The organism is Roseovarius litoreus (assembly GCF_900142765.1).
Classification (GTDB): Bacteria; Pseudomonadota; Alphaproteobacteria; order Rhodobacterales; family Rhodobacteraceae; genus Roseovarius; species Roseovarius litoreus.
Genome location: NZ_FRCB01000010.1, coordinates 104,564 through 118,013 on the forward strand (window position 1 = coordinate 104,564; position 13,450 = coordinate 118,013).

At 62.0% G+C, this 13,450-nt stretch carries 11 protein-coding genes; 6 read left to right on the plus strand and 5 right to left on the minus strand.

Annotated features, from left to right (window positions below):
• Positions 1-10: 10 nt before the first annotated feature.
• Both F3H35_RS16535 and F3H35_RS16540 read right to left on the minus strand, forming a co-directional pair.
• On the minus strand, positions 11-1,051 hold the full coding sequence (locus F3H35_RS16535) for a glycosyltransferase family 2 protein (protein ID WP_149780647.1): 1,041 nt from the start codon (positions 1,049-1,051) through the stop codon (positions 11-13).
• On the minus strand, positions 1,048-2,946 hold the full coding sequence (locus tag F3H35_RS16540; RefSeq protein ID WP_149780648.1) for a glycosyltransferase family 2 protein: 1,899 nt from the start codon (positions 2,944-2,946) through the stop codon (positions 1,048-1,050). The genes F3H35_RS16535 and F3H35_RS16540 overlap by 4 nt, the downstream gene beginning before the upstream one ends.
• A 155-nt stretch (positions 2,947-3,101) precedes the next feature.
• Here F3H35_RS16540 and F3H35_RS16545 point away from each other — a divergent pair, with 155 nt between their 5' ends.
• A complete protein-coding gene (locus tag F3H35_RS16545) occupies positions 3,102-5,051 on the plus strand; it encodes a tetratricopeptide repeat protein (protein ID WP_188130012.1) in 1,950 nt (649 codons plus the stop codon).
• A 13-nt stretch (positions 5,052-5,064) separates the two neighbouring features.
• Here the strand turns inward: F3H35_RS16545 and F3H35_RS16550 are convergent, their stop codons facing one another.
• The 3 genes from F3H35_RS16550 to F3H35_RS16560 all read right to left on the minus strand — a co-directional run bounded on the left by F3H35_RS16550 (position 5,065) and on the right by F3H35_RS16560 (position 7,343).
• Positions 5,065-6,060, minus strand: a complete 996-nt coding sequence (locus F3H35_RS16550; protein ID WP_149780650.1) for a hypothetical protein — start codon at positions 6,058-6,060, stop codon at positions 5,065-5,067.
• Positions 6,061-6,220: 160 nt separating this feature from the next.
• Positions 6,221-6,706, minus strand: coding sequence for a fasciclin domain-containing protein (locus tag F3H35_RS16555; protein WP_149780651.1), 486 nt, complete (start codon positions 6,704-6,706; stop codon positions 6,221-6,223).
• A 193-nt stretch (positions 6,707-6,899) separates the two neighbouring features.
• Complete coding sequence (locus F3H35_RS16560) at positions 6,900-7,343, minus strand: DUF302 domain-containing protein (RefSeq protein WP_149780652.1); 444 nt, start codon at positions 7,341-7,343, stop codon at positions 6,900-6,902.
• 314 nt (positions 7,344-7,657) lie between these two features.
• On the opposite strand from F3H35_RS16560, the gene gmd reads away from it, so the two are divergent.
• From gmd to msrQ, 5 genes are all read left to right on the plus strand, one after another.
• On the plus strand, positions 7,658-8,779 hold the full coding sequence (gene gmd, locus F3H35_RS16565; RefSeq protein ID WP_149780653.1) for a GDP-mannose 4,6-dehydratase: 1,122 nt from the start codon (positions 7,658-7,660) through the stop codon (positions 8,777-8,779).
• Between the two features lie 16 nt (positions 8,780-8,795).
• Positions 8,796-9,770, plus strand: a complete 975-nt coding sequence (gene fcl, locus F3H35_RS16570) for a GDP-L-fucose synthase (RefSeq protein WP_149780654.1) — start codon at positions 8,796-8,798, stop codon at positions 9,768-9,770.
• A 116-nt stretch (positions 9,771-9,886) separates the two neighbouring features.
• On the plus strand, positions 9,887-11,380 hold the full coding sequence (locus tag F3H35_RS16575; RefSeq protein ID WP_188130013.1) for an FMN-binding glutamate synthase family protein: 1,494 nt from the start codon (positions 9,887-9,889) through the stop codon (positions 11,378-11,380).
• 70 nt (positions 11,381-11,450) lie between these two features.
• Positions 11,451-12,359 carry a protein-methionine-sulfoxide reductase catalytic subunit MsrP gene (gene msrP, locus F3H35_RS16580; RefSeq protein ID WP_149780655.1) on the plus strand — a complete coding sequence of 303 codons (909 nt, stop codon included), beginning with the start codon at positions 11,451-11,453 and terminating at the stop codon, positions 12,357-12,359.
• The gene (gene msrQ / locus F3H35_RS16585) at positions 12,359-12,961 is read left to right on the plus strand and encodes a protein-methionine-sulfoxide reductase heme-binding subunit MsrQ (RefSeq protein WP_188130014.1); all 603 of its coding nucleotides are present in this window, start codon (positions 12,359-12,361) and stop codon (positions 12,959-12,961) included. The genes msrP and msrQ overlap by 1 nt, the downstream gene beginning before the upstream one ends.
• The last annotated feature ends 489 nt before the right edge of the window (positions 12,962-13,450 follow it).

A 13,450-nucleotide genomic window follows, 5' to 3' on the forward strand; every position in this document is an offset into this window, starting at 1 on the left:
GGACGCGCGCTCAGTAATCTTTTTGCATGATCTGGCTTTTGGTCTCGAGTTTGTTGTCGTGCAGCCAGCGGCGGAAATCGGTCCAGTCTGGGCGCGATTTCAGCTCGGCTATCTTGGCGCGGTGCCAGTCGCAGGCGCGGGTATGGAGCATCTTGAGCACCGGATCGGCGAGCAGCGCATCGAGCATCGGGCGGGCGCGTTCGGCATGGGGCAGGATGCTGTTATCCTGTGTGCGATTGACGTTCATGTCGGACCAGTAATGCTCGGACTGTTCGCGTGCCACGTGATTGGTGCGACCGCGATCGCGCTTGACCAGAAAACTGTCGAGCGAGCGGACCGAATAGTGATGCAGCCGTGCATAGCGGTGGCTGAAGCCGGGCCAGGCCCGCCAGCTGACCTGTTGCATCGGGCGAAGGTTGCCGCCGCAATCGGACCAGCGGACATCATCCTCGAGCCCGTCGGGCACGGCCTTGGGGCGGTGGGGGTTGTACTTGCGGAACAGCCCGTTGTTGCGAAACAGCGTCTTGAACCCGGTGGCGCGGCCATTGGCGGGATCGTCCTCGGCATCGCCCAGAAGGAACTGGCGGGTCACGGGCGCGTCGCTGTAGGCCTCGATGCCGCCGCAGCCGAAGAGCTTCCAGGTGAACGACACCGCGTCGCAATCGCCGATCTGGTCGTGAAACTCGTCCAGCGTGGTCAGCCCGGCGCGCAGGTTGATGAATTCGTCCACATCGAGGCACATCAGCCAGTTTGCTTGTCTGACCCAAGGGTGCGCCGCCGACCGGCGCAGTGCCTTGTGCTGAGGCGGAGAGCCGTCGCCCACGGGGTTGGGGCGGTGGCTGCAATATCCCAGTTCGTCCAGCCTTTGTGCGAGCAGGTCGGTGCCGTCTTCGCAATCATTGGTGAAAATCACGAACCCGGTGAAGCCGAGGGTGAGGTTATGGGCGATCCATTCCAGAAGAAACGGTCCCTCGTTCTTCATGGTGGTCATGATGACCCGCGGCCCGCCATTGGCGGGTGCAATGGGAAAGTCCGGAAGGCGAGTCGTCATTCGGCGGCCTGCTTTCTGAGTTTCCGGAAGGCTGACCTTGCCCGTAGAGCCAGTTCGGGGCGTCCACGATCCTGAAGGTAGGACTCGAGCGATTTGCGATACCAGGGCAATCCGCGACGCGCGCGGTAAAGGCTGTAGAACAATTCCGGTGTCAATGTGTTGTCGATGGCGTGCTGCATGATCGGCTTGAGAAGGTTGGCGCGGCGCAGGAACACCGGCGTGAAATGCCCGGTGCACCAGCTTTTGAGAAGATGCACGTTGTCGCCTTCGAGCCGTTCCACATGGCGGCGGTCGGGTTCGAAAAACGGGTCGTAAAGCACGAAGGCCTTTTCGATGTCGTCTATCTCGTAGGCGCTGTCACTGAAGGGCAGGGACCAGTCGCGCTGGCGGCCCATGCGAAAGCGTTTTTCCCAAGGCACCAGCGTTTCGTCCAGCGTGGTCTGGGGGTTGAAGCTGATGATGGTGGCGCCGGGGGCCAGCGATGCGAAGGCGAGGGCGGCAAAGCCCCCCATGGAGGTGCCTGTCATGAAGACCTTGCCGAACTCGCGGAAGAAGCCGTTGGCGGCGAGGGTCTGCAGATGCTCGATCAGTTGCGGATCGCGGAACCAGTCCTTGCGCCGGGCCATGACGGACAGGTGCGAACAGTTGTTGTCGCGCACGAATTTGTAGGCCCAGGGTTCGCGGGTGAAGGACAGGTCATTGACGTTCGAGAGATTGTCGAAGGTCACCACGAGGCGGGCATCGTCGCGGCGGATACAGACAAGCGCGTGATTGGCCAGCCGTGTGTAGAATCCTTGCCGGTCGCCGCTGGTGTGGATTTCGGCGAACCATGCGGGAAGGCCCGGGCCCTGGGCAGGCGTGCTGTCGGGCGTCTCTCCCAGACCGTCATCAGCCTCTGTGTCATCGGGCATGGCCTCGTCCGGGCTTGTGGTCTGTTTGGCCGGTGCCGGCGCGAGGATGACCGGCTCCGACATGCGCAGGTTTTCCAGCGCGGCGCGTTCCCGGGCGCAAACCGTCTCTTGCGCGGCGGCGATGCCGGGCAGGGCAAGAAGAGCGGCGATCTGCGTGTCGATGGTGGCGCTGTGGCTGGCAAGACCGGGGTCAGGCTCGGTCATGGCGGCGAAGCCCTGCAGGCGGGCCGCGACGGTTGCGGCATCCGGTCTGTTCTTCTCGGGCAGGGCGTTCATGCGCAGCAGGTAGGTTTCGACCGAGGGCGCGGACAATTTCAGGATCGTGGCCTTGTCGGTGCCGATCACGCCTTTTGCGTCGCTCCATGCCGCGCGGCTATAGGGGCGCGGCATGGCCTTGCCGCTGCCGTTGACCCATTTCGGATCGGGCTTCTGGGCGGGACCTGTGGGCATGTCCGGAGTGCGGGAGGGGTAAAGGCCAAGGCGCACGATGCTGCGAAAGCTGCACTCGGGCACGGCGTCGGGCAGGGGCGCGCGGTGCGTGGCGGTGCTCAGAACCGGGCCGGGCATATGCTTGTGCCGCCCGCCGGTGCCGAACTCCAACACCGGGGCGCAGAGCACATCGGCATCCTTGCACGCTTTCATCAGCGCCTGAACGGTGCCGCCCTTGGCGGTGATGCGCAGATATTCATCGGGGGCAAGGAACAGGCCGTAACCGCCGCTTTGCCGGGCTTCGAGCGTGGCGGCGCGCAGGGCCGAATTGCGCATTTCCTCGGAGGTTTCGGGATCGACGGGTACGGGTTGCAGCGTGACCACCCCGGCATCTGCCAAGGCGTCCAGAAGGGGCCGTTCGCCATCCGACTTGCTGCCGACGAAAATATGAATGTCACTGGCGCCAATGGATTTATGATAGGAAATCCATTCCAGCAAATCCGAGCTTTCATTAAGAACAAAGGAACTGAGAAACAGTTTCGGATTGGCTGCCATCTACTCGACTATTCCTGAGCATCTGCCTTGCGGCGGGGACGCTTGCGACAACTTTTCGTCAGTGTATAAGCTTTTGGGCAGTCGGGAAAGGCGGATTTATGTCGGTACGTGGTGACCAAGGTCGTGGATGCTTCATCGGATTGCGGAAAGACCAGTTGGGCGCGCGTCTGCTGATGATGTTGAACGCGATCCGCCTCGCTGAGGATTATGACACGGATTTCCGCATCAACTGGTTCCCGCGCGGTGCGATGGCGCCGAAACTGGATACGCCGACGGATCTGTTCACTCCGGCGTTCATCGACCGGCATTTCATGGACAACGACACGTTCGAGGCGCTGACCCCGGCGCCGACGCCGATCTGGGTCTTTCTGAAGGATGACCGGCCGGACCGGTTGCAGGCGCATCTGGCGAGTGGCGGGCATGTGGTGCTGGACGAGGGGTTCGAGATCGTCGAATTCGCCTGGGAGGATGGCGAGGATCTGCGCGGGCGGTTCCGGGGGTTCATCTCGAGGATCGGGTTCAACCCGGTGGTCGAAGGGCATATCGCCGAGATCGAAAAGGCCATGTCCAGGAATGGCGGCCGCACGATCGCCTATCACATCCGGCGTGGCGATATCCTGAACGAGGACCCGTGGAAGCACAAGGAATGGCCCGCCAAGATCGAACCGGACGAGCTTTATTCTGCCCATCTGGAGAAGAACAAGGGCGCGGGGGCGCTGGTGTTCTCGGACCAGCCGGAAAGCATCGCGCGGTTCACGAAGGCGCATCCGCAAGTGGGCAGTATCGAGGATCTGGTGGATCTGTCGGGCTGCAAGCCGGTGCAGCGCGACTTTCTGGAACTGTTCGCGATGTCGCGCGCCTCGGAAATCGTGGCGCCGCCGATCAGCGCCTTCAGCCGTGCCGCCGCCCGGTTGAGCGGGCAGGAGCGCAAGTGTTTCCACGAGGTGATGACCGTTGCCGAACGCGATCTGGCCTATGAGCGGGTGTATGATCGGTTCGTGAAGGGGCCGGGCGAGTTCATCACGCCAAGCGAGGCGGCGCATGTCTTTGTCAAGCTGGCGCGACGCCTGCAGGAGGCGGGGCGCGAGCAGGAGGCATGGACCATCGGGCAGGCCATTCTGGATGCCGGCGCGGACAATGCCTTTATGCCGCTGTTTCACGCGATCAACGGCATGTATCTGAGCAAATGGGACGAGGCGCTGCGCTATATCGATATCGCGCTGTCCGATCCGCATCAGTGGCAGGAGAATTACATCACCGGGTTGGCGGTGCGTGCGCATGTGCTTGGCGCGCTCGGGCGGCGCAAGGGCGCGCGGCAATCGTTCCTGCAGGCGTTCTGGCAAAAGCCGATGCTTCCCGACATCACGGTGATCGGTACCTTCATGATCAAACGCGGGCGGCTGCGCCCCGGTGCCACGCTGCCCTTTGACCGCGATACATTGCTGGTGTTGCCCGTGCGCTATCTGCAGACCAATATCGTGGTGCAGCAAAGCCGGATCCTGCGGCGTCGGGCCTCGGATCTGTCGAGCATCGCGATCGAATGGCCGTGGTTCGCGATGGATGGCAAGACCGACCGGTTGCTCAACGCGCCACGCGAGTTGGAGCGGATGCGCGACAGGCTGGCCGCGCATCATGGCGGCACGCCGGGGGCTGGTCCCTATAGTTACTGCGCGCTGCTCGAGGCGCGCATGGGACGGCTGAAAGAGGCGCTTGAGATGAATACCAAGGCGGTCGAGGCGGCGCCCGAGGATGCCATGGTGCGCAAGCGGCAGGCCGAGATCCTGTTGATGACGGGCGATCATGCCGCCGCACTGTCCGAGGCCGAGATCTGCCGCGCTATCGCGCCCGATCATGCCTTCTGGCATTTTCTGACCGGTCTGATCCATCGTGCGGCCGGTGATGCTGCGCAGGCCCGCACCTGGTTCGAGGCGGCCTGCGCGATGGATGCCAGCACCGCCGAGCTGCACGCGCAGCTGGCCGATCTGTGCCGAGAGATGGGCGATGAAGAGGGTGCCGTGGCCGCGCTGGACCGGGCGGCCGAGATCGCGCCCAATCAACAACGCTATCGCAACCGGCGCGAACGGCTGCTCAAGAAGCAGGCCTGACGCAAGAGACGCTTCAGCGACCTTCGGAGATGACACGCAGGGCGGCTTGCATCACATACTGGAATTCCGCCAGTTCATCGGGATGGCCGCGTTCGGGGCCGGTGGGCTTGCGGCCGCTTGTGGGAAAAAGCTTGCGACGGGTGGGGAAGAATGCCTTGCGCATATCGGCGTTGCGCTTTTCCAGAAGGTCGCAGATGGACTTGCGTTCGGATGTGGTCAGCACGTCGTTGCGACGAAAAAGCCGGGGGTCTTCCATGGCCTGCAGGGCGCGGGCCAGCCGGCGGCGGCGTTTCTTGTCAAAGCCGAGTGTCGGGTCGAAGAGACCGATCGCTTCGCTGGCCAAGCGCGAGAGGGAGCGGTTTGCATTGGTCTCGGGCAGGGGGACGGTATCGGAGGGCACCCCCAGAACCGACATGACGTCGGTGATGACGTTGCCGCCGGTCATCTCTTCTCGCAGGTAGAGCCGGGGCAGGATGCGGACATCTGGGATCGTGTCCCGAATGCGGTCGAACAGCGTCCCGAAGTTCAGGTACTCGGGGTCTGTCTCGATCCGCTCGATCCGTTCGCGAACGAATGCATCGACCTGACCGCCGATCAGCCTGCCATTCTTGGCGCGTTGCTTGTAATCGGCTTCGATGAAGTCGTCGAAGCGGCGCAGATAGACGAGGATCGTGACCTCGGTCTGCATCGGCGCAATGACCCGTTCGTAGAGCGACGAGAGATCGCGGCCAAAGAACATCTCGCTTGAAATGATGCAGTGCTCGTCGCGATGCCGGTCATATTCGGCGCGAAACGCCTGCGGCTGACTGTCCGGGGTATGGCTCCAGTTGCGGGACATATCCACGGCCATGGCATTATGGCAGATCAGTTGCCCAACGCCGGTGCCGCGGTCGCGACCACTTGCCAGGTAACGAATGCCGTGAGAGGCCAGAAAATCCGGATTGGAATGTAAAAACCCCTGCAGCGCCGTGGTGCCCGTCTTGGGCATTCCGATGTGAATCCAGAGCATCTTGGCCCCACCTGCAAACCCAACCCTTGGACCGCGTGTACGATCCGAGACATTTATGCAGGGTTTGCGGCGGCAAGGCCAGTTTCAATTCCCGCGCGCCGGGGAAATGACGCCCGGGGCGCGCGTCATGTGCGCCCCGGGGTATCGACCGAAGGTCGGATTACTTGGGCATGATCACGCCGTCGATGACATGGATCACCCCGTTCGAGGTTTCGATATCGGGCTGCACCACATTGGCGCCATCCACGGTCACACCGCCTTCGGTCATGATGGTGACTTCGCCGCCCTGAACGGTGGCGGCCATCATGTTGTTGCTCAGATCACCCGACATCACCTTGCCGGGGACAACGTGGTAGGTGAGGATCGCGGTCAGCTTATCCTTGTTCTCGGGCTTGAGCAGATCTTCGACCGTGCCCGCGGGCAGGGCGGCGAAGGCCTCGTCGGTGGGGGCGAAGACGGTGAAGGGGCCATCGCCCTTGAGCGTCTCGACCAGCCCTGCGGCCTGAACGGCGGCGACCAGCGTCGCGAAGCTGCCAGCCTCGACGGCGGTGTCGACGATGTCTTTTTTCATGTCGGTGCTGCCGGCAAATGCGGGGCCGGTCATCAGGGCGGCGGCGGTCAGTGCCAGATAGGTTCTGCGAAACATGGTCGTTCCTCCTATGCATGTCATACAGGTGCAATGCCGTTCTCGGCATCGCTGACCATTACGCAGCCAAAACGCATCTGGTTCAGCGGGGGAATCCGCCGATGCCGGTTGACGGAAAAACCGCGCGGACTAAGCCGCGCGGTTTGGTCGGTTCCAGTCAATATCTTGTGAAATCGCGCGAGTGTCGCGTGAGTTATTCCATGCCGACAGCGGCCCGCGCGATCCCGTCCAGAAGCGCCTGAACCTTCTGCATCTCACCTTCGGGGAAGGCGCGGTAGCCGACCATGACCTTGCCCGGATCATTGGCCATTTCGGCCACGAAGATATCATAGGGGCAATAGGCGATGTTCATCGGATTGGCCTCCATCACCTCGCGCGACACGGTGGCCGAGCAAAAGCTGTAGGCGTCGGCTTCGACGAACAACTCCACGTCCGAGCCGACATCCTGCCGGGTTCGAGCCAGCATTTCGCCGACATGGCTGACATGGTCGATCACAAGCCCTTCGTTCAGGATGGCGGTCTCAAGACCAAAGGCCACATCCTCGAAGGATTGATCGGTGGTGTAGGTCACGATGTCCTGTGCGCTCGCGGTGTGCGCGGCAAGGATGAGGGCGGCGGCGAGAGTCGAGCGTTTCATGGCGGCGTCCTTTTGTTGTCGTTTGCAAGCGCGCGGCTTGTCATTCCGCCGCTCATCTTAGGGCAGGACCCTGCCTTGCCCGTTGATTCAAATCAACAGATGGCTGTTCCGGCGTCTTTACTGCCGCACGGCTTTCCGAGGCTGCGCTTGCATAGCCCCTTCGGACACTGCATAAAAACCATGATTTTCCTTTCATTGCCCCGTTTTCACGAGTGGTTCTGCAAAGGGTGATACATGGGCGGGCGGTCTGTGGCGCAAGCGCGAAAACGCGTCGGCCTGACATAACGATCGGGGTAAGGGGAGACTTGGGTTTCATGACCAAACGGGCGCTGATTACGGGAATTACGGGGCAGGACGGGTCGTATCTGGCGGAGTTCCTGCTGGCGAAGGGCTATGAGGTGCACGGGATCAAGCGGCGGGCGTCGTCGTTCAACACGCAGCGCATCGACGCGATCTATCAGGACCCGCACGAGCCGAACCCGCAGATGATGCTGCATTACGGCGATCTGACCGACACATCGAACCTGACGCGGATCCTGCGCGCGGTGGAACCGGACGAGGTCTATAACCTTGGGGCGCAATCCCATGTGGCGGTCAGTTTCGAGGCGCCGGAATACACCGCGGATGTGGATGCGATCGGCACGCTGAGAATGCTGGAGGCGATCCGCTTTCTGGGGCTCGAGACGAAGACCCGGTTCTATCAGGCCTCGACCTCGGAGCTCTATGGCAAGGTGGCCGAAACCCCGCAACGCGAGACGACGCCGTTTCATCCGCGCAGCCCCTATGCGGTGGCCAAGCTCTATGCCTATTGGATCACGGTCAATTACCGCGAGGCTTATGGGCTTTATGCCTGCAACGGGATCCTGTTCAACCACGAGAGCCCGCGCCGAGGCGAGACCTTCGTGACCCGCAAGATCACCCGGGGTCTGGCCAATATCGCGCAGGGGCTGGAGCAGTGCCTTTACATGGGCAATATCGATGCGCTGCGCGACTGGGGCCATGCCAAGGATTACGTGCGGATGCAGTGGATGATGCTGCAGCAGGACGAGCCCGAGGATTTCGTTATCGCCACGGGCAAGCAATATTCGGTGCGCGAGTTCATCCGCTGGTCGGCCGAGGATCTGGGCCTGACGGTAGAGTTTTCCGGCGAGGGCGTTGAGGAGATCGCAACAGTGACCGCAGTCGAGGGCGACCGCGCGCCGTCGGTCAAACCCGGCGATGTCATCATGCGGATCGACCCCAAGTATTTCCGCCCCGCCGAGGTGGAGACCCTGCTGGGCGATCCGAGCCGGGCCAAGGCCAAGCTTGGCTGGGAGCCCGAGATCACCGCGCGCGAGATGTGCGCCGAGATGGTGGCCGAGGATCTGGCCACGGCCCGGCGGCACGCCTTCCTCAAGGCGAACGGCTATGACCTGCCGGTGAGCCTGGAAAACTGAAGCGCGGGGGTATGGCATGAAATATTACGTCGCAGGCCACCGCGGCATGGTGGGCGGCGCGATCCTGCGCCGGCTGAAAGCGCGGGCGGCGCAGGGTGAGGCGCTCGAGATCGTGACCCGCACCCATGCCGAGCTTGACCTGACCGATCAGGCGGCGGTGCGGGCCTTCATGCAGGCGGAACGGCCCGATGTGGTGATCCTTGCGGCGGCAAAGGTGGGCGGCATCCATGCCAACAACACCTATCCGGCCGAGTTCATCCATGACAACCTGATGATCGAATGCAATGTGATCCATCAGGCCCATGCGGCTGGGGTCAAGCGGCTGTTGCAGCTTGGGTCGTCCTGTATCTATCCGCGAGAGGCCGCGCAGCCGATGGCCGAAGCGGCGCTTCTGACCGGTCCGCTGGAGCCGACGAACGAGCCTTATGCCATCGCCAAGATCGCCGGGATCAAGCTGTGCGAAAGCTACAACCGGCAATATGGCGTGGATTATCGCAGCGTGATGCCGACCAATCTGTATGGTCCCGGCGACAATTTTCATCCCGAGAACTCGCATGTGCTGCCAGCGCTGATGCGCCGCTTCCACGAGGCGGCCCAAGAGGGGCGCGACGAGGTGGTGATCTGGGGGACGGGCGCACCGCGCCGAGAATTCCTGCATGTGGACGACATGGCCGAGGCATCGCTCTTCGTGCTCGATCTGGATCAGGCGATCTATCAGGCGAATACCGAGCCGATGCTCAGTCATATCAACGTGGGCTGCGGCGAGGATGTCAGCATCCGGGAACTGGCCGGCATGATCGCCGGGGTGACGGGCTTTGACGGGCGGATCAGTTGCGATGCGTCAAAGCCCGACGGCACGCCGCGCAAGCTGATGGATGTCAGCCGTTTGTCGGACATGGGCTGGCGGGCGCAGATCCCGCTGGAGCGGGGGCTGGAGGAGACATACCGGTGGTTTCTGGACAGCCAGGATGCCGGGGATCTGCGGACCTGATTTCTGCATACCCAAGTATTCTCTATTTCCGGTTGTGAACCTGTCAAATAAGGCGCATTTTCCCGCCAAATTATGCCCTTGATCGGGGCGCAGTCTTTTGACGGAGTGTCGGTGAAATGAGTTTTGCGATGAACGCCCTGCAGATCGTGGCTCTGCTGTTCGTTCTTGTCCTTGGTGTGCTGGTGGCCTTGGCGCTGGCCTTCTACATTCTGGACCGCACACAGACCGGAGACGCCATCCGCCGGAATTATCCGGTGATCGGGCGGTTCAGGGGGCTCTTCACCAAGCTGGGCGAATTCTTCCGTCAGTACTTCTTTGCGATGGACCGCGAGGAGATGCCGTTCAACCGGGCGCAGCGCGATTGGGTCTATCACGCCGGCAAGGGCAAGGGGAACACGGTCGCCTTCGGATCGACCCGCAACCTGTCGATCGCGGGCACTCCGATTTTCGTCAATGCCTGTTTCCCGCCGCTGGACGATCAGTTTGCCGCCACCGCCCCGATGGAGATCGGACCGACCGCCGCGGTGCCCTACAGGGCGAAGTCGATCTTCAACATCTCGGGCATGAGCTATGGCGCGATCTCGCGTCCGGCGGTCGAGGCGCTGAGCCGGGGGGCGGCCAAGGCGGGCATCTGGCTGAACACCGGCGAGGGCGGGCTGTCGCCGTTTCACCTCAAGGGCGGGTGTGATCTTGTCTATCAGATCGGCACGGCGAAATATGGCGTGCGCGATGCGCATGGCAATCTGGACGATGAAAAGCTGCGCGAGGTCGGTGCCAACCCGCATGTGAAGATGTTCGAGCTGAAGCTGGCGCAGGGCGCCAAGCCCGGCAAGGGCGGGATCCTGCCCGCTGAAAAGATCAATGCCGAGATCGCCGCGATCCGGGGAATTCCCGAAGGACAGGACAGTGTGTCGCCCAACCGCCACCGCGAGATCGGCGGGTTCGGCGATCTGTTGGATGTTGTGGACCATATCCGCAAGGTCACGGGCAAGCCGTGCGGTTTCAAGACGGTGATCGGCTCGTCCGACGCATGGATCGAGATGTTCGAGCTGATCCTCGAGCGCGGGCCTGACAGCGCACCGGATTTCATTGCGATCGATGGCGGCGAGGGCGGCACGGGGGCCGCGCCGATGCCGCTGATCGACCTTGTGGGGATGCCGATCCGCGAGGCGTTGCCCCGGATCGTGGATCTGCGCGACCGGCATGGTCTCAAGGATCGGATCCGCATCATCGCCAGTGGCAAGCTGGTCAACCCGTCTGATGTGGCATGGGCGATTTGCGCGGGCGCGGATTTCGTCACCTCGGCGCGGGGGTTCATGTTCTCGCTTGGCTGCATTCAGGCGCTCAAATGCAATCGGAACACCTGTCCGACAGGTATCACCACCCATGATCCGCGCTTGCAGGCGGGGCTGGTGGTGGAGGACAAATACCTCAAGGTGGCCAATTACGCGAAGTCCGTCATCAATGAGGTCGAGACCATCGCCCATTCCGTCGGAGTGGCCGAGCCGCGCCTGATGCGGCGGCGTCATGTCAGGATCGTTCAGGCCGACGGCACCTCGATCCCGTTCAACAAGATAAGGCCAAGTTACAATCCGCCCACGCCCTCGTGAGCACGGCGACGGGTGATCTTCGGTTATTCTGATTTATATATGGTATCAAACGCGATCTCAGGAGAGTATCATGGCCCACCGCTGGAAAAACGATCTGACTGACAATGACGTGACGCCGGAACATGTTTTCCTGAACCGGCGGCAGCTTCTGGCGGGCGCTGCGGCGGGCGTGGCGCTGGCGGGGATCGGGACCGGTGGTCAGGCGAGGGCCGAGACGCTGGAGCCCAACAGCTGGGACGATATCACCACCTACAACAATTTCTACGAGTTCGGCACCGGCAAGGATGATCCGGTCAAATATGCCGGTCGGCTGACGACCTCACCCTGGAGCGTCACCATCGACGGTCTGGTGGATCGACCGGGGGCTTATCCTTTCCAACAGATCATGGAGAAGATGACCATCGAAGAGCGTATCTATCGCTTCCGCTGCGTCGAGGCGTGGTCGATGGTGGTGCCGTGGAACGGGTTCGAGCTTGCCGATCTGCTGGAGCTGGCAGGTGTGCAGTCGCGCGCGAAATACGTGGCCTTCGAGACGGTCTTGCGCCGGGACGAGATGCCGGGCACGCGCTTTCCGGTGCTGGACTGGCCCTATGTCGAGGGTCTTCGCATGGATGAGGCGATGCATCCGCTGACGATGATGGCGACAGGCATTTACGGTCGCGACATCCCCAACCAGAACGGCGCGCCGCTTCGCCTTGTGGTGCCTTGGAAATACGGGTTCAAATCCATCAAGTCGGTTGTGCGCATCACCCTGATGGAAGAAGAGCCGCCAACCAGCTGGAACAAGGCCAACCCGCGCGAATACGGCTTTTACAGCAACGTGAATCCGAATGTGGATCATCCGCGCTGGTCTCAGGCGACGGAGCGCCGGATCGGAGGCGGGCTGTTCGCGCCCAAGATCGAGACTTTGATGTTCAATGGTTACGAGGAAGAGGTGTCCGGGATGTATGACGGTATGGATTTGACCAAGTTCATCTGATGATCGTCGATCGGATCAATGCGCTGGCCCGGCGTGTCCCCACATGGGCAATATATATACTGTATGCGCTGCCTGCGCCCGTGCTGTTCTACATGGGGGCGACAGGCGGGCTTGGCGCCGAGCCGATCAAGGCGCTGGAGCGTGAATTGGGCGAGATCGCGCTGCAGCTGCTGATCATCGGATTGTGCATCACGCCGCTGCGCCGGTATCTCGGGGTGAACCTGATCAGGTTTCGCCGGGCATTCGGGCTGCTGGCCTTTTTCTATGTCACGCTGCATCTGCTGGTCTGGCTGGTTCTGGACGTGCAGGTGCTCTCGCAGATCTGGGCCGACATCGTGAAGCGCCCCTATGTCACGATCGGCATGGCGGCGTTCTTGCTGATGATCCCCTTGGCCGCGACCTCGAACAATCGCGCGGTACGCTGGCTGGGGCCGCGCTGGCGGCTGCTGCACCGGCTGACATATGGTGTGGCGATCCTGGGGGCGGTGCATTTCATCTGGCTGTCCAAGGGATTCCAGTTCGAGCCGATGGCTTATCTGGCGGTGATCCTTGCGCTCTTGGCGCTGCGTTTTCCAAAGCGCACCGTCGCAATGGGGCGTTGAGACCGGAGTCGTCGTCGAGTTGCGGTGCAAAGAGGCGGAAATGAAGGGCCTGTGCCGAATATATGGGCATTCGAGGAGTCGCGTTCTTGCTGGATTTCGCGGATCAGGCCGCCAAATCGGGCGATTTCGGCGTCTCTCGGTCGGCAGACCCTGCCCGTGACCGAGTCGTGAAGGCCGATTCCATACCCGAGTCGGGCCCCGCGAGAGCGATTTCAGGGCGTGATTTGGCGGGGCTTGGGGATAAGCTTGTGGATAACGCAACATGTAGACCGAGGGCGCCCGACGGCCCCGCAAGATAATTGCGCAAGAGGCGGTCCAGGCAGTCATCCTGTTTCCCAACCCGATGATTTTTCTTCAAAAATCGCCTTCATGAAAAAAAGATGACGTTTCCCGAAAAAAGGGGTTGCAGGGTTTGGTTGTTGGACGTAAATACGCCTTCACCAGCGGCGCTGAGGCGGTGCTGGGCAGCTGGACGGTCTGACGGGGCGG